Below are 15,399 nucleotides of genomic sequence, written 5' to 3'. Positions count from 1 at the left end.
ATGACCGACGAGCGCACTTCACCCATCGCCCGCGTGCCGCATCGCCCCAGGATCGCGGTGATCGGCACGGGCGGCACCTTTGCGATGCACGCACGTGACCCGTTCGACTGGATCGAGTATTCGGAAAGCGGCGTCGTGCATCCGATCGATACGCTGCTGGCCACGCTCGGCGAACTCGCGCCCGACGTCGACCTGGTGCCGGTCACGTTTCGCAGCCTCGGCAGCGTCGCGATCCGGCCGGCGGACTGGGTCGAGCTTGCGCGCCTGATCCGCAGCACGGCGCAGCGCGACCCGTCCATCACAGGCTTTATCGTGACGCACGGCACGGCCACGCTCGAAGAAACGGCGTGGTTCCTGCAACTCGTGCTCGATATCGCGCAGCCGGTGATCGTGACCGGCGCGCAGCGGCCTGCCAACACGGCGGGCAGCGACGTGCTCGCCAATCTGCGCGGCGCGATCGCCGCCGCGCGTGACCCCGCGAGCGCCGCGCATGGCGTGCTGGTCGCGATGGACGGCGCGCTGTTTGCGGCGCGCGACGTGACGAAGGCGGCCAGTTTCGAGCTTCATGCGTTCGAGTCGCCGGGCTATGGTCCGCTCGCGCGCATCGACGCCGATGCGCGCGTCACCTGGCGGCGCGGCGCGATGCCTCGTTTTGGCGCTGGCGGCACGCCGTGGTTCGATCGCGCGCTGCTGGAACCGGACGCGGCGATCGCGCTGCCGCGCGTCGATATCGTGATGTCGTACGCGGGCGCGGACGGCGTCGCCATCGAGAGTTTCGTCGCGGCGGGCAGCAAGGGACTGATCAGCGCGGGGCTCGTGCCGGGGCGCCCCTCGGCGGGCGAGGCGAGCGCGTATCGCAAGGCAGTGGAGGCGGGCGTCGTCGTCGTGCAGTCGAGCCGGGCCGCGCGCGGCGTGGTGCCGCCGCAGGCGTTCCTCGCGCGCGACGGGGTGATCGCGGGCGGCGACCTGAGCCCGCAGAAACTGCGCATCGCCCTGATGCTCGCACTCACGCTCCACGACGCCGCGCAGCAACGCGAACGAATCCAGACGCTCTTGCTGGCGTTGTGACACGATGGCCGAAGCGCCGCATATTGTCCCGCCGCGCTTCGGCACACAAGGAGGTCAATCGAATCATGCAGTTTTCCTATCTCGTGACCTGGGTGCACGACGACGCGTTAGCGCGCATTGTCGCCGACGATCTCGCGCGTATCGTCGCGATCGTCGACGCCACGCCGGCGCTGCGCCGCTCGCGGCTTTACACGCCCGAATCCGCGGACGACTACTACACGCAGGACGGCCCCTCGCCGATCTTCGCGATGCAACTCGATTACGACACGGTCTTCGATCTGGAAGCGCCGATCGCCACGGGCGGGCATCTGCAAGCGCTCGCGGCCGGTGGTCTGCCAAGCCTGGCGGGTTGCCGTGTCGAGCAGCAGGCCATGCTGCGGCGACCGTTTCCCGTGGCCGATGCGCATGCGCGCGTGCCGGAAGGCGCGTTGCCGTGCCAGTTTCTGGTTCACTATCCAGGCCATGCGCTCGACTTCGACGAGTGGATCAACTACTACCTTACGCATCATCCGCAGATCATGTTCGACTTTCCGGGCGTGCGCGAGATCGAGATCTTCACGCGCATCGACTGGCTCGACGCGATGCCGTGGACGCGCGTCCACTACATGCAGCGCAACAAGCTGATGTTCGACAGCGCGCAGGCAATCACGGAAGCGATGCACTCGCCGGTGCGTCACGCAATGCGTCAGGACTTCGAACAATTTCCGCCGTTCAAGGGCAGTAACATCCATCATCCGATGGCGGCCCGCACCACGTACTTCGACAAGTGAGGCATTTGTGAGCATTGGATTCGGACATCTTGCGCGCATCGGCCATCTCTATCCATCGGGCGGATTGTGCGACTTCGAGATTCAGGCGATGGCGCCCGAGGGCGTGCAGTTCGTCACCACGCGCCTGCCGTTTCGCGACACCTCGATCGAATCCGACCGCACGCTGATCGACGATATCGAAACGCACGCGCAACTACTCGCCGACGCGAAAGTGGATCTGATCGCCACGAACTGCACGGCGGCGGGCGTTGTCAACGGGCCTGAGGCGATCAACGCCCGCGTCGAGGCAGCGACGAATATTGCGGCGGTGACGACGATCGAAGCCGTGCTTGCGGCCTGCGCCGAGCTTGGCGTCAAGCGACTCGGCCTCGTAACGGCCTACGGCGAGCACGTGGTGGCCACGGAGAAGACTTTTCTCGCCGCGCGTGGCCTCGAAGTGGTCGCCGACGCGAGCCGTGCGTGCTCAACACCTTACGAGCAGGGCACACTGCCTGAGCAAACGTGGCTGGAGCTCGCCAAGGCCTTGCCGCGCGAATTCGACGCTGTGCTGATCAGCTGCGCGGGTATCCGTGTGAGCGGCGTGATCCAGGCGATCGAGGACGCGGTGGGGCGTCCTGTCATCACGAGTAATGCCGCGTTGCTCTGGTATTGCCTGAAACGGCTGAGTATCGGTGCGCGGCCAGTAGGGTATGGCGCATTGTTGGACTGAGCCCATTTTTTTCAGTTTTCGGATTCATCGCACAGGCACCATATCAACCGGCTCTTCCCCTATAGTCCCCAATCGGTTCGACGGGCGAAGATATTCGAATTCCGGCCGACGCTGCATACCGCATTCGCGACAGGACCATGCGGGAATGCAGCAATTTTACCGAGTTGCCGACGCCTCGCGCTTCATGTGTCGCTATGCGGGCGCCTCGCCCGGGCCAGACAGCGTACGGAGGTCGAACAATTTGATTTCCGTTGGTTTTACTAACGTGTTCAACGTATTCTTTGATTCCGCTAGCACACCTATTGAGTGACGGGCGAGCAGGAGCAAGGTGGGGCAAGCGGGATATCGACAGTGCCTCTTGCGATTGCGTGAGGCACTGTCGCGCGCGGGGGGCGACGAGTGGTAACGCAATGTAGGGTACTTTTAATGTTAGCCCTCGGATTACGATGATCCGCACACCGATGTTCGGGACCGCGCTCCGCGTCGTGCACCACGGTCCTCGGTAAAAGTGAGTACGCAATAAACGCCCTTACCTCCTGCGGCTACACGATGCTGAGCGTGTCTTTAACGGGAGTTCTGACTTGTATTCACCTACACTTGTGCACCAAGTGTATTCGCTTCGCACTCGGATTGCGCTTCGTGATATCGGCCTAATCCGACGATTCCGATAAGTGAGACAAATGACAGAAGTGAGAAGTACAGCGCTAGGGGCAGCCATTCGCCGTGGTACTTTTGCGCGAGCAACGTCCCGATCAGAGGGGTCGTGCCGCCCGCGACTGTCGTGCAGAGCTGATAGGCGATCGAGATGCCGGAATAGCGGACTCGGGTCGGGAACGCAGGCGTAATGAAGCCGGCGATGACCGCGTAAATCGCCGACAGAGTGACGACCGCGAACGCGACGCCTGCGACGATCGCAATTGGATTCTTCATTTGCACGAGCAGGAACATCGGGTACGGCGTCAACATTGACAGTATCGCCGCGTACGTGAGGAAACGTGTCTCGCCAAATCGTTGCGCGAGCAAGGCGGAGACGGGTTGCGAGAGCAGTTGGATTATGGTGACGACGAACAGACAGTCGAGGATGAACGACTTGGACATACCAAGGTACGTCGTCACATAGGAGATCATGAACGTGTTGGTGAAGAAGAAGCCAGCGGAGCCGATTGTTGTCGCGGCGGCCGCAAACAAAATCGGCTTCCAGGCAGTGCGCAGAACTTCTGCGACCGGGTATGTTGCAACTGCCTGGGTGCTTCGCACTCGCTCGAATTCCGGCGACTCCTTGACGCCAAGGCGGATCGCCATGCCGATTATCAACAAGACGAAACTCGCGAGGAACGGCAAGCGCCAGCCCCATGCGAGAAAGCTTTCGTGATCGAGCGACGTTACGGCCCGGAATGCGAGAATCGACAGGATCAAGCCCGCCGGGCTGCCCATCTGCGGGAAGGATGCAAAGAACGTCTTGCGGCCCTGCGGCGCGTGTTCGCTAGCCATCAACACGGCGCCTCCCCATTCGCCTCCGACCGCGATACCTTGCAAGACTCGCAGTAACACCAGCAGGATCGGTGCCCAGACACCAATGGACGCGTACCCGGGTAGCAGGCCGATGCCGGTCGTCGCAACACCCATGAGGAACATTGTGAGCAGGAGCATTTTTTTGCGGCCCACTCGGTCGCCGAGGTGCACAAACACAGCTCCGCTCAGAGGCCGCGCGACGAAGCCGACAAAAAACGTGCCGAACGACGCCATGGTGCTCAGAAAATGGTTACTGCTCGGGAAAAATACGTCTCCAAGCACGAGCGCAGCGGCCGTGGCATACGTGTAGTAATCGTAGAATTCGACGGCGGTTCCAATAAACGCCGCCGTTGCGGCGCGTACCGGCTGCGAAGTGGTGGTTGGGGCTGGGTGAGACATGGGCTGTCCTGTTGGTCGTCTTGCAGCACGAAGTGGCGGCACTGGACGTGATGTTCACGACACAGCTAATTGGTTTATCCCTCGCCGATATGCGTATGTAAAATTCTGGTCAATAATCGAGAGCATTAGCGTTGCTTATGCTTCGTGCGTGCCCAGCGGCTGACGGACGCGCAGGGATTCCTCGTAGCGCCCGAGAATGCGTCGCGCGTTGTTCGCGTCTGGCGCGTCGATCCAGCCGCTCGTTCTGCGATCACCGTTTGCGGTCTGCTCGCGATGCGCGTCCAGCACCGCTTGCGCTGCACATGCGTCCGCCTCGGATGGAGTTAGGGCTTGATTGATTGGATCGACGTGATCGAGGAAGACTGCACATTTAGAGCGGAAGCCGAGCTGTGTCGATGTTTCGAGGTCGCGGGCAAGAACATCGGTTGCGCGGTAGGTGCACGGCAGGTCGATCGGCGTGCGACCGGCCGCGATGCAGTCGATCAAGAAGCGGCTGCGCGCGTGTAGCAATTCGAGTCCACCGGGCGTGCGGCGCGCGCCCAGGCTCGAGGCGAGGTCTTCGACCGCGAGCATCGCATACCGTATGCGCGTGCTTGCGTTCAGTATCGCTGCGAGATGAACCAGCCCGCGCGCTGATTCAATCGTCGGGACTATCTCTGTCGCCTCGCGGCGAATTCCGTAGCGGGCCTCCAGTTGGGTAAGCGCTTCGGCGAGCACCGCAATTTGCTCGGGCGTTTCCGCATGCGGGAGGAAGATGGCGCTCGGCCGTCCCGCCATCACGCCTTCGAGATCGGCGTAACCGTCGTGCTCCAGCAGGTTGATGCGGACGGCGCCGACCGCGCCGCAGGTAGCGGCGTCGGCGAGTAGTGCGACGATACGCTCGCGAGCGGCCGGCCGATCAGTAGGAGCGGTCATTTCCTCGAGGTCGGCAACGATCACATCGGCTTGTGATTGGAGCGCGGCGGCGTGTGCGGCAGTATTCGCTCCAGGTACAAAGAGCCACACGCGTCGCAGCGCGGCAAGCGGGCGGGCAGAATAGGGTGCAGGCATTAACTGACGATCTCGCAAAAGGACTGGTGGCGCCACGAATGACGGAGTGAGTAGTGGGCTAATGGCGCTTTGGAATAGTCACACCGCCCCAGCACGCTCAAGCATCGCGTGCAGCAAGACATCCGCACCGCGCGCGACGTCAGTCGGGAGCGCATCTTCGGCTTCATTGTGACTCAGTCCCCCGACGCACGGGATGAAGACCATGGCCGTCGGGCAATACTTCGCGAGATGGATTGCATCGTGCCCAGCGCCGCTGATAATGCGCTGGTTCGGGTAGTCGAGGGCGTCGACCGCGCGCTGCACAGCGTCGACGCAGGCCAGATCGAACGGGGTCGCGGGGCTGACCCAGTGCTCGCTAATTTCAACGCTGACGCCTCGACGTGTGGCTACCGAGCCGAACCGCGCGCGGACCTCGGTCTCCATGTCAGCAATTGCACTGTCGTGTGGATGGCGCAGGTCGACCGTGAACGCAACATCGCCGGCAATCGTATTGCGCGATGCGTTAGGGATCTGCCATTCGCCGATTGTTGCCAGGCCCTGCGGGAAGAAGTCCACGACGATGGATTCGAGTTCGCCGGCCATGTCAGCTGCAGCGAAGAGTGCGTCCTTTCGGTACTGCATTGGTGTCGTACCCGCATGCGCTGCCTGACCCGTGACGCGTACATCGAGCCAGCGGATCGCTTGACCGCCCGTGACGACACCGACCGGCACTCCGCTTTCCTCGAGTACAGGCCCTTGCTCGATGTGCGCTTCAAAATAGGCATCGAATACGGTGCCAGGGACCGCGCGCTCGCCTGCATAACCGGAAGCACGAAGTGCCTCGGCGACGCTAGTTCCAGCTGCGTCGCGCGATTCGAGCGCGGAGTGGAGCGCCATAGCTCCCGTAAACGCAGCTGAGCCAAGCATGGCGGGCGTAAAACGCGCGCCTTCTTCGTTGGTCCACACGACGATTTCCAGCGGTCGTTCAGTTTCGATGCCCGCGTCGTTCAGCGTGCGTATGACCTCGAGCGCAGCAAGCACGCCGTACACGCCATCAAAGCGGCCGCCTTCAGGCTGCGTATCCAGGTGGCTACCGCTGGCCACGGGGGCCGCGTCTTCACTGCGGCCGGCGCGACGTGCGAACAAGTTTCCAACGCGATCGACGGACAGCGTGAGCCCCGCGTCCCTGCACCAGGTCTCGAAGAGTGCGCGTCCTGCCGCATCCGCTTCCGTCAGGGCGAGACGGCGTACGCCACCTTTCGCGGTTGCGCCAACTTTTGCCATGTCCATGAGGCTCTGCCAGAGCCGGTCTGAATTGATTTTGAGCATGTTCGGATGTTCCGTTTGGTTGCCCGTGGAAGGGCCGTTCGTCATGACGTCTTTATCGGAAATTCAAAAAAATTAGTCCAATTTCTAATTCTTATCCTGAGTATAATTTTCAAGAATACTCAGTGCGTGAGAGCTACCGTGAGCAAAGACCGTCCCGACACCTACCTGAACGACCGACTCGACTGGAACTTGCTGCGTACCTTCCTCGCCATCGCGCGAGAGAAAAGTGTGAGTCGCGCGGCCGTGCGTCTCCATCTGACACAGCCTGCCGTGAGTCAGGCGCTGCGCAGGCTCGAGGAGCAACTGAACCTGCGACTCGTCGACCGGCACGGGCCTCGAATTGCAGTGACGCAGGCCGGCATCGAAGTGCAGAAGATCGCGGAAGACATCTACGGCACAATTTCGCGTCTCACGCTTGCCGATGTCGACGCCGATCACGACATCTCGGGCACGGTGCGGATCGCAATGGTGAGCGGTGTTGATTTCCCCGCATATGACGACTTCCTTGCGGAGTTTCACCGTAACTTTCCGCGCATCGAATTCGAAAGTCAGGTGATGCGAAGCGCGGACGTTGTCAACAGCCTGCAGCAGAAGGCGTCGACGATTGGCCTGACACCGCGCCGCGCGCTGCCAAAGCGAATCGATGGCCGAATATTTCAGCGAGAAAGGTATGCGCTTTTCTGCGGCAGGCACCATCCTCTGTTCGACCGCGACGACATCAGGCTCGACGAACTCACGGGTCAACCATTCGTTTCGTTCTCTGGCGACAAGCTCGGTGACCATATGTCACTGCTAACGATTTTCCGTGACGAAATGGGCCTCACGGGGCCGGTTATCGCTACCTCGGCGAACATGGCCGAGGTCAGGCGTTTCATTTTTTCGGGGTTCGGCATCGGTTGTATGCCAGAACACATCGTCCGCAATGAAGTCGCACAAGGTCAGTTTCGACAGTTGCCTCCGGAGGGCGGCGTCGCCGACGTCGATATCCATTTTCTCTGGGCAGAGGACCGCAGGCTGAGTGCAGCCGAGTCTGCCTTTGTCGATGCACTAAACGCGTTCCTCGACGAACAGGCAGCCCCGGTTGGGAAGTCCTGAGAGTGAGCCGTCGGCTCAATAGCCGCGCGCGACGTCAACCACGTTGCTTAGCGGTTCACCGTCCAGCAGCCGACGTACGTTCTGCGCAACCTGCAGGCCAATCGTGTCCGAGCTTGCGACTGACGCCATGTGTGGCGTGACGATCAGGTTTGGCACACGCCACAGAGGGTCGTCGACCGGAAGCGGCTCGACCGGGAATACGTCGACTATCGCACCGCCTAGCTGCCCACTACCCAGTGCTGCAGCGAGATCGGGTACTACAAGATGCTCCCCGCGTCCGACGTGAATCAGCTTCGACCCCGGTTTCAGTGCACCGAATGTTGCCGCGTTCAGGATGCCGCGCGTTTCGCTCGTGAGTGGCAGCAGGCAGATGAGAATGTCGGTGTCCGCGAGAAACGTGTGCAGGCCGGCCTCGTGCTCGAAAATCTCGACACCGGGAAGCGCGCGCGCCTGCCGCGCCCATCCACGTACCGTAAAGCCAAGCTGCCGAAGATCGAGGGCGACGCGCCCACCGATTTCTCCGAGCCCCATGATGCCGACCTTGCATTCGGAGGGGTGAGCTTGAGCTGGACGAAACCAGCGCGCATCGCGCTGGTTGCCCAGTACCAGGTCGAGTCGTCTATGGAAATGTAGTACGCCCCAGGTAACGAATTCGCTCATGCCGCGTGCGTGCTGGGGGTCGACGACTCGACACAACGGTAGCGTTGGCAGCGCGGGATCCGCAAGGATGTTGTCGACGCCGGCGGCGATACTGTGGATGAGTCGCAGGTTCGGCATCGAGGCGAGCGCGCCATGTGGTGGATCCCAACAGGCGGCGATTTCCGCGTCAGCGGCGCCGGGTTCGTCGTGCATGACGACCTGCAACCAGGGGGCGGCGCGCTGGATTGGGTCGACAAGATGGGACATGTCGTAGCTTTTGCTAAGGAGTGCGATGGTTGTCATGATGAAGAGGGCATACACCGGTGCAAGGCACCAGTTCGTGACGGATAGAATCAGCTTCGGTAGTCGGACGTCGGATCGTCAATCAGGCGGAGTGCCGCGCGCCACGCAGTCTCTGCGATTTCGGCCGAATCGTCGCGCTTGAACTGACCAGCGGTGCGGCGGCAGACGTCAGGCGTTGGGATGATTAGTTTGGAACCGCCTGCCATTGCCTGTACCTGCGCCTGGCACGCGCGCTCGAGAAAGTAGATTTCATGGAACGCCTCGGCGGCTGTCGCGCCTCCCGCGAGCAGGCCGTGATTACGGAGAATCATCGCCTTATGCAAACCGAGGTCGTGCACGAGGCGCTCGCGCTCTTCGAGGTCGAGCGCTATACCTTCGTAGTCGTGGTAGGCGAGGTTATCGTAGAACTTCAACGCATGCTGACTGATCGGCAGAAGACCGTGTTCCTGGGCAGATACCGCGATGCCGGATGCCGTATGCGTGTGCACGACAAAATGCAGGTCGGCGCGTGCTGAGTGGATGGCCGAGTGGATCGTGAAGCCCGCCGCGTTCACGCGAAAGCGTGCGGGATTGTCTCTTGCGCGTTCGTCGACCACGTTACCGTGCGCGTCGATCTTTACCAGGTCCGACGCTCGCATCTCATGAAAAAGTATGCCGTAGCGGTTGATCAGGAACGTCGGAGTCTCTCCTGGCAAGCGCGCGGAAATGTGCGTGTCAATCATGTCCGTCATGCGGAAATGCGCGATGAGGCGGTACAGCGCAGCAAGATCGGTACGGATTGCCCATTCCTCGGGTGCGTAGTCATGCTCGCTGGTATGCGGGATCGTAGCTTCGAGGGATTCCATCAGTGTCTCTCTTTGTTCGTGCGGATGGGGTTGAGTAGTTTTCGCCCAGTCGGGGTGCTACGTCAATTTCAATGTTCTAATGGTCTGCATTAGACGCGCGAATGGTCTTTGGCGTCGTGCACACTAGAATGTCGCGCACTTGCTCGCCTGCGCGCAGGCGAGCAAGGATGCCGGGTTCCGCCCGGTCGGATGCCAGCGCTGCGTCGATGATCATCAAGAGCGATTCAGCGTCGGAGACGAGAACCCCGTTGTCGTCGGCGATGACAATCGCTCCTGGAGCAACGGTTACGCCGCCGCACTGTACCGGTACGTTGAAACCGCTCGTGTTGTCGTCGAGCCGCTTGGTTGTCAGTGCACTTGTGCCGAGTGCGAACACAGGGAGCCCTATCTGCCGCAATTCAAGAAGATCGGTAGCGACGCCGTTGATCACGATTCCCTCCGCTCCTGCACACTGCGCAGCGGTCGCCGTAACTGCGCCCACGCAAGCGTGTTCGTGATCACCTTGCATGTCGATAACGAGCACATCACCGGGCGTCAATTGTGCCAACGCGCGATTGACGGCAATCGCGTCAGGGCTATGCAACTGGAGCGTGACAGCGCGGCCGACGACCTTCACGTTTGGTACAAGTGCCCTGAGTGCATAGCTCGCGAAGCCTGCTTCAAGGTAGTGGCCGAGTGTGGGCAGGCTGACGTCACGCAGACGTTGCGCGAGTGATTGATCGAGTATGACTCTCATGGTGGTCGTCCTTATTGCGAGCACCTCACGCGCGGTCTGATGTCGTGGCGTTAGGGCTCACAGTGAGATCGCGCTTAAGCGTTTCAGTCAACAGGAGCAACGCGGCGGCAGATACCAGCGCGGATACGACCATGAACCAGGCGACTGACGAGCCGCGACCGGTGGCTGCGAGCAAAGCGGTCGTGACGATTGGTGTGGCAGCGCTGCCGAGCAAGCCAGACAGCATGTAGCTGACCGACAGGCCTGAGTAACGCACTTCGGTGCCGAATAGCTCAGCGAGAAACGTCGCGATCGGCCCATAGTTTGCCGCGAACGCAGTCATCATCAGCAGGTAGCCAGCGAGCGCGAATACGAACTCGCGCGTGTCGAGTAGCCAAAACATCGGGAACGCGAGGAGCGCTTCGGCGAGGATGCCGCCGATGATTACCGGCTTGCGACCAATACGATCGGATAGTCTGCCGAAGATGGGCAGCATAGCGATGCACGTGGCACAGGCGATCAATGCGATGGAGAGCATTGCACTGCGCGAGAAGCCGAGGGTTTGGGTTCCGTACGTGAGGCCGAACGCAACCATCAGATTGAACGAGGTGCCGGTCGACATTGTTGCGATGCCGCCGAGCACAACCTGCTTTCCGTAGCGACTGAGTACGGTCGCGAGTGGCAGCTTGACGTGCGCGCTCGTGTCCTTGAGCTTTTCGAAGCTCGGTGTCTCGGACGTGTTCAGGCGGATGTAAAGGCCGAAGCCAACGAGCAGCGCGCTCGCGAGGAAGGGTATGCGCCAGCCCCACGAGAGCAAATCGGCAGGCGAAAGTGCGGCGCTGCTAGCGAGGAATGCGAGGTTCGCGATGAGTGTCCCCGCAGGCACGCCGATCTGTACCCACGAACCAAATAGACCGCGGCGGCTCGCAGGCGCGTGTTCGACGGCCATTAGCACCGCGCCGCCCCATTCGCCACCAAGCGCCAGCCCCTGAACGATGCGTAGCGTTAGCAGGAGAATGGGTGCCCAGATCCCGATCGCGCTGTAGCCGGGTAGAAGGCCAATTGTAAATGTCGCGCAGCCCATCAAGATTAGCGACACCAGCAACATCGATTTGCGGCCGAGGCGGTCACCGAAGTGGCCGAACAATGCCGCGCCGACGATGCGCGCGAGATACGCAGATGCGAATGTGCCGAAAGCGAGCAGCGTACCGACGAGCGGCACGAAGCTCGGAAAGAACACCTTGTTGAAGACGAGAGCGGAGGCGGTAGCAAACACGAATAGGTCGTACCATTCGACCGTCGTCCCAATCACGCTCGCGATAGCGATGCGTTTCATGTCATTGGGGCGCGAGTGATGCACGGGGGAAGAGGCGGCGGGTCGAACCGTGGCCATGGCGTTCTCCGAATGGGGCGATCAGCGTTGAGTGAGAGGCCGCGCGACGGGCACGGCACTGACGCCTTTATCGGAAGCCAAAAACAATAAGTAAAAGTGTGTTTTTTGATCCTTTGTATTAATGGCGTTGATGATTGCTGGCGGCTGCTCATGCGCCGTAGTGAGGACATCGTCGGCGACGGCTTGTCTGTTGCCTTCCTTCATACTAGCGTGCATCTTCGCCCTAACTATTGAGCTGTTTTCCCGAAGAGATAGCACCAATTACTGCTGTTCCTCCTTGAATTCCCAGTCAAGTTGCTTCAGGAACAGCCGCCACTCAGACCTCTGATCAGGAAAAAGCCAACATTCCACGTCTGCACCATCGATGCGCCCCAAGGGCTTAATCAGTGGCTCGACGCTCAAGCAATACGATTCGTAGTCCTTTCTGGTCATGCCAGGCGCGATTCCGCGCCATCTTGTCGATCGCGGCAAACGGTTTCGGAATGGTATGCGATTCGGCCACAATGTCATTTTACATAATAAAAGTTATCACATTTTTTATGATGTTCGCTAACGTTTGTATCCACACGAGTGCGTCGAAGTGCTGATGTTCGCCGCCAGTTACAAGCCGAAACTCCTTGTTAAGTCCAGGCTAAGCAGCGTCTGGCCAAGGAGCGGCGAACGACGACGGATCGCCGGCGCCGCGACCGATAGGCTTCCGCGCAGCGCCAGTATGATCAGCCGTTGAACGAGCCGAAATCACTCGTTCCGCGCTTTGGTGAACGCTCATCGCGCCACTGAACGCTAACTAATCATATTTGGCACTCTTTTTCATTGGTGAGCGCCAGCTCTATCTGAATTCTTCGATTTATGGCCACCCATCGGTTTATATCTTTTGCTGGTAACGATCTAAAATTGGAAGGTTCGGTCGTTATTGGATCTCTGTTTCCCCGACCTTCTGTGTAAATGCAGTTATACGGAATTCCTCTTTCTATCAGATATGTCTTAACGATCGATGCGGCATGCAGACTTACTCTATCCGAGTATACATTCGACATCCATTCGACACAATGCCTAGCCCGGTCGATGGCGGTGCAACTATTAGCCCAAAATCCGGAGATCACTATGATAAGAGGCCGATGAAGTGCCAAAAGCTTCGCCGCGAGATTAGCGAGAAGGGATTGCGCCGTTGGCGTCAATAGTACCGTATCGAGATTTGCGTAGAAACTCGTGGTGGTTGCCGCCGTTGACATCGCGAGGAGTGCAGGATACGCCGGATCATTGGGATTTTTTGTTTCGGCCGAGACCAACAATGAGCCCGCTCCCAAATCTTCTGCTTTGACATTTTTCACCGCCAAATCTCCTCCTTGCGACAAAGCCTTACGAAGGTCGGCGGCCGTAAATCCCGGACAATTAAAGTTGAAGACGACGTTTCCCGTGACATTTGCTACGTTCGGGCTGCAAGATCCCGAAGATTTTTGACTAATTGACTGAGCACAAGCCTCTCCCATTCCAATCATAAGTAGGCTATAAACAATCGCAAACGTTCTCGGTATTGAAAAGGGCCAAATTTCCATCACAACCCTCCAACTCTCTTGTGATATATCACTGGCGGACTCACTAAAATATAGGTGATATTATTTTCACGCTCATTTGGCACAATCACCGTTGATCGAAATATTCCCCTTTACGCCTGCTATGGCTGCGCTGCAATTTCCGCTAGTCGTCTGCCGGATAACCGTGCCTCCATTATCTTCAGGGGTTGCCATAACAATCGACGGCGATATTACCCAAGCAACTATCCCAATAATCGCAATTGCGACACACCCGAAAACAATAACGCGTAGAAGTTTGTAAGCATCAGCCTTCGACATTGAAGCGAGAACGCTTTTATGAAGGATGGGGCGGAGTACTTGCACAAGCGTGGCTAAGGCAATGCCCGCAACTCCGGTTGTCGCAGCGATGCCCTTCACTAGATTAGCGTCCATTTTCTTCTCGATCTTTGGCTAAGCAACACAACTTTAGGCGAACCAGATGCCGCGAAAATGCAGCAGGTGCTCGACAGCCACGGTTACACCTATGGTGGTTTGTAATCCTGAACGAAGAATGCACTGCATTACGTGCGCTACCGAACACGCACGATCCTGTCTTAAAGGCAGGCAATCAAAAATTACCTACCCTCCAGCGTAGTGCTGCCCGGCCCCTTTAGGGCGCAGCCAAGTTGCTAGATAACGTACCGGCACCGCCACTTGACTGGAGAAGTGCGATGGAAGCCAAAAAAGAAGAGGAGACGTCTCTGTCGGGGGAAGTTATCGGCATAGTCAAAGAAGAACTTCAGCTTGGTAAGCTCCGACGCTGCGCGCGAACGATGTGGGACTTCTACGCGAACCCCGAGAAAATATCTCAGGCGGTCGCCTCGAATTCGTGGTCTGGCTACGTTTCCCCGATTTCCTATTATTGCCTGATGTTCGCCGGTCTCGGCTTTGTCCTCTCCCTGACAGACGAAAAAGTGTCTACTGGCGTAGTCGACAAACTGCTTGAGCCGCTCACGCCGCTACTGTTTGTCATGCTCCTTGTGTTTCCCGGTGCAATATTCTTCCACCTTGCGCTAGGAAAGCACCGCCGGAAGTTACGCGACGTGATCCACGTTTCCTGTTACGCGCAGGCCAATTTCTTCTTCTTGGGCATCATTGCCGCGCCGTTCGCAGATAGCAAGGGGAATCTTGCGATACCTGAGCAACCGGTTTATCTGCTATTGGCTGGCTACATTGCCGTCATGACAACCGCTCTTCTCGCGTTCATTCTTATCGTTCGTAGCGCGCAGATTCAAATGTCTGTGCTCAACATCTCGTTCACGAGATTGTTCTGGACTGGACTGATTTCAAACCTCTGGCCGATACCTGTTCTGCTAGTCATGTTCCTCATAGCCCAGTTAATGAGACTGTTTGGCCATTAGGACGTGGATGTTCTCAACCCTTGGCGAAAAGTCGCGACTAGTAACCTTATGTTAAATTACATAGCTATCCTAAGCATGGTGCCGAATTATATTCCGTGTCGTCCTCGCCAGCCGACACCCAATTCCCAGTGAATCTTCCATGCGTGCGACGGTGCGATGGTTTTCTTGATTGAGGGTTATGGCGACTTGTGACTATCAAATCCCGCTTTGCCCGGCCCGAACCGGCGTTGCCTGACGGCGGCGATCGGCATTTCCTGTCGGAATCCCGCGCCGACCGCGAATGCCCCACCCGTTTCGGTCATATGAGGCTGCGGTGAGTCAATGGCCGGTCACGAAGCTGTGCTGCCGTTCCACTATCACGGTCGCGCCGAGGACCCGAGCGATCGCGAGGTGCTGGTGGAGGTGGCCCGGTCGGTTGGGCTCGACGTCACGCAAACGCGGCGCAAGCTGGGGAGCAGCGAGTACGCTGACGAGGTGCGCGGGGAAGTGGCGCAATTCCAGACAATGGCGATCAACTCTGTTCCGTTGATCATCTTCGACAACCGCTATCTGGTTACGGACGGGCAACCGGCCGAGGCATTCGTGCAGATCGTCCGCGACGTGCTGGCAACGCGGCACGGCTGACAGCGGAGCCGGCCGGGGCGGTCTATTGCGCACG

General features: G+C 59.3%; 16 protein-coding genes. 6 read left to right on the top strand and 10 right to left on the bottom strand.

Annotation, left to right across the window (positions count from 1 at the left end):
- The 3 genes from U5A52_RS17450 to U5A52_RS17440 all read left to right on the top strand — a co-directional run bounded on the left by U5A52_RS17450 (position 1) and on the right by U5A52_RS17440 (position 2,547).
- Positions 1-1,068 carry an asparaginase gene (locus U5A52_RS17450; RefSeq protein ID WP_321935615.1) on the top strand — a complete coding sequence of 356 codons (1,068 nt, stop codon included), beginning with the start codon at positions 1-3 and terminating at the stop codon, positions 1,066-1,068.
- Between the two features lie 65 nt (positions 1,069-1,133).
- The gene (locus U5A52_RS17445; protein WP_321935614.1) at positions 1,134-1,838 is read left to right on the top strand and encodes a hypothetical protein; all 705 of its coding nucleotides are present in this window, start codon (positions 1,134-1,136) and stop codon (positions 1,836-1,838) included.
- Between the two features lie 7 nt (positions 1,839-1,845).
- The gene (locus U5A52_RS17440; protein ID WP_321935613.1) at positions 1,846-2,547 is read left to right on the top strand and encodes an aspartate/glutamate racemase family protein; all 702 of its coding nucleotides are present in this window, start codon (positions 1,846-1,848) and stop codon (positions 2,545-2,547) included.
- Positions 2,548-3,138: 591 nt separating this feature from the next.
- On the opposite strand, the gene U5A52_RS17435 is transcribed toward U5A52_RS17440, so the two are convergent.
- The 3 genes from U5A52_RS17435 to U5A52_RS17425 form a co-directional block, all read right to left on the bottom strand.
- A complete protein-coding gene (locus U5A52_RS17435; protein WP_321935612.1) occupies positions 3,139-4,458 on the bottom strand; it encodes an MFS transporter in 1,320 nt (439 codons plus the stop codon).
- Between the two features lie 135 nt (positions 4,459-4,593).
- A complete protein-coding gene (locus tag U5A52_RS17430) occupies positions 4,594-5,544 on the bottom strand; it encodes an HpcH/HpaI aldolase/citrate lyase family protein (protein ID WP_321935611.1) in 951 nt (316 codons plus the stop codon).
- 42 nt (positions 5,545-5,586) lie between these two features.
- Positions 5,587-6,816 carry a Zn-dependent hydrolase gene (locus U5A52_RS17425; RefSeq protein WP_321935610.1) on the bottom strand — a complete coding sequence of 410 codons (1,230 nt, stop codon included), beginning with the start codon at positions 6,814-6,816 and terminating at the stop codon, positions 5,587-5,589.
- A 6-nt stretch (positions 6,817-6,822) separates the two neighbouring features.
- Here U5A52_RS17425 and U5A52_RS17420 point away from each other — a divergent pair, with 6 nt between their 5' ends.
- Positions 6,823-7,911: a LysR family transcriptional regulator gene (locus U5A52_RS17420; protein ID WP_321935609.1), complete on the top strand. Its 1,089-nt coding sequence runs from the start codon at positions 6,823-6,825 to the stop codon at positions 7,909-7,911.
- 15 nt (positions 7,912-7,926) lie between these two features.
- Here U5A52_RS17420 and U5A52_RS17415 read toward each other — a convergent pair whose 3' ends face one another.
- From U5A52_RS17415 to U5A52_RS17385, 7 genes are all read right to left on the bottom strand, one after another.
- Positions 7,927-8,817: a glyoxylate/hydroxypyruvate reductase A gene (locus U5A52_RS17415; protein WP_321935608.1), complete on the bottom strand. Its 891-nt coding sequence runs from the start codon at positions 8,815-8,817 to the stop codon at positions 7,927-7,929.
- 86 nt (positions 8,818-8,903) lie between these two features.
- Positions 8,904-9,698, bottom strand: coding sequence for a class II aldolase/adducin family protein (locus tag U5A52_RS17410; RefSeq protein WP_321935607.1), 795 nt, complete (start codon positions 9,696-9,698; stop codon positions 8,904-8,906).
- Positions 9,699-9,774: 76 nt separating this feature from the next.
- On the bottom strand, positions 9,775-10,434 hold the full coding sequence (locus U5A52_RS17405; RefSeq protein WP_321935606.1) for an RraA family protein: 660 nt from the start codon (positions 10,432-10,434) through the stop codon (positions 9,775-9,777).
- A 25-nt stretch (positions 10,435-10,459) separates the two neighbouring features.
- Positions 10,460-11,806 (bottom strand): MFS transporter, encoded by a 1,347-nt coding sequence (locus U5A52_RS17400; protein WP_321935604.1) that lies wholly within the window; start codon positions 11,804-11,806, stop codon positions 10,460-10,462.
- A gap of 21 nt (positions 11,807-11,827) precedes the next feature.
- Positions 11,828-12,010, bottom strand: coding sequence for a hypothetical protein (locus U5A52_RS17395; RefSeq protein ID WP_321935603.1), 183 nt, complete (start codon positions 12,008-12,010; stop codon positions 11,828-11,830).
- Between the two features lie 587 nt (positions 12,011-12,597).
- A complete protein-coding gene (locus U5A52_RS17390) occupies positions 12,598-13,362 on the bottom strand; it encodes an OmpA family protein (protein ID WP_321935602.1) in 765 nt (254 codons plus the stop codon).
- A 72-nt stretch (positions 13,363-13,434) separates the two neighbouring features.
- Positions 13,435-13,773 (bottom strand): hypothetical protein, encoded by a 339-nt coding sequence (locus tag U5A52_RS17385; protein ID WP_321935601.1) that lies wholly within the window; start codon positions 13,771-13,773, stop codon positions 13,435-13,437.
- Between the two features lie 278 nt (positions 13,774-14,051).
- Here U5A52_RS17385 and U5A52_RS17380 point away from each other — a divergent pair, with 278 nt between their 5' ends.
- On the top strand, positions 14,052-14,741 hold the full coding sequence (locus tag U5A52_RS17380; RefSeq protein WP_321935600.1) for a hypothetical protein: 690 nt from the start codon (positions 14,052-14,054) through the stop codon (positions 14,739-14,741).
- 321 nt (positions 14,742-15,062) lie between these two features.
- The gene (locus U5A52_RS17375; protein WP_321935599.1) at positions 15,063-15,365 is read left to right on the top strand and encodes a DsbA family protein; all 303 of its coding nucleotides are present in this window, start codon (positions 15,063-15,065) and stop codon (positions 15,363-15,365) included.
- The last annotated feature ends 34 nt before the right edge of the window (positions 15,366-15,399 follow it).

Source organism: Paraburkholderia sp. J8-2, from assembly GCF_905220195.1.
Classification (GTDB): Bacteria; Pseudomonadota; Gammaproteobacteria; order Burkholderiales; family Burkholderiaceae; genus Paraburkholderia.
Note: the sequence above shows the minus strand (reverse complement) of the source record. Positions and strands in the feature narration are given on the sequence as shown.

Bases quoted from the DNA above. Each gene is read 5' to 3' on its own strand.
- U5A52_RS17450 (WP_321935615.1), top strand. From the start codon at position 1: ATGACCGACGAGCGCACTTCACCCATCGCCCGCGTGCCGCATCGCCCC.
- U5A52_RS17445 (WP_321935614.1), top strand. From the start codon at position 1,134: ATGCAGTTTTCCTATCTCGTGACCTGGGTGCACGACGACGCGTTAGCG.
- U5A52_RS17435 (WP_321935612.1), bottom strand. From the start codon at position 4,458: ATGTCTCACCCAGCCCCAACCACCACTTCGCAGCCGGTACGCGCCGCA.
- U5A52_RS17425 (WP_321935610.1), bottom strand. From the start codon at position 6,816: ATGCTCAAAATCAATTCAGACCGGCTCTGGCAGAGCCTCATGGACATG.
- U5A52_RS17420 (WP_321935609.1), top strand. From the start codon at position 6,823: ATGTTCCGTTTGGTTGCCCGTGGAAGGGCCGTTCGTCATGACGTCTTT.
- U5A52_RS17415 (WP_321935608.1), bottom strand. From the start codon at position 8,817: ATGTCCCATCTTGTCGACCCAATCCAGCGCGCCGCCCCCTGGTTGCAG.
- U5A52_RS17410 (WP_321935607.1), bottom strand. From the start codon at position 9,698: ATGGAATCCCTCGAAGCTACGATCCCGCATACCAGCGAGCATGACTAC.
- U5A52_RS17405 (WP_321935606.1), bottom strand. From the start codon at position 10,434: ATGAGAGTCATACTCGATCAATCACTCGCGCAACGTCTGCGTGACGTC.
- U5A52_RS17400 (WP_321935604.1), bottom strand. From the start codon at position 11,806: ATGGCCACGGTTCGACCCGCCGCCTCTTCCCCCGTGCATCACTCGCGC.
- U5A52_RS17395 (WP_321935603.1), bottom strand. From the start codon at position 12,010: ATGAAGGAAGGCAACAGACAAGCCGTCGCCGACGATGTCCTCACTACG.
- U5A52_RS17390 (WP_321935602.1), bottom strand. From the start codon at position 13,362: ATGGAAATTTGGCCCTTTTCAATACCGAGAACGTTTGCGATTGTTTAT.
- U5A52_RS17385 (WP_321935601.1), bottom strand. From the start codon at position 13,773: ATGGACGCTAATCTAGTGAAGGGCATCGCTGCGACAACCGGAGTTGCG.
- U5A52_RS17380 (WP_321935600.1), top strand. From the start codon at position 14,052: ATGGAAGCCAAAAAAGAAGAGGAGACGTCTCTGTCGGGGGAAGTTATC.
- U5A52_RS17375 (WP_321935599.1), top strand. From the start codon at position 15,063: ATGGCCGGTCACGAAGCTGTGCTGCCGTTCCACTATCACGGTCGCGCC.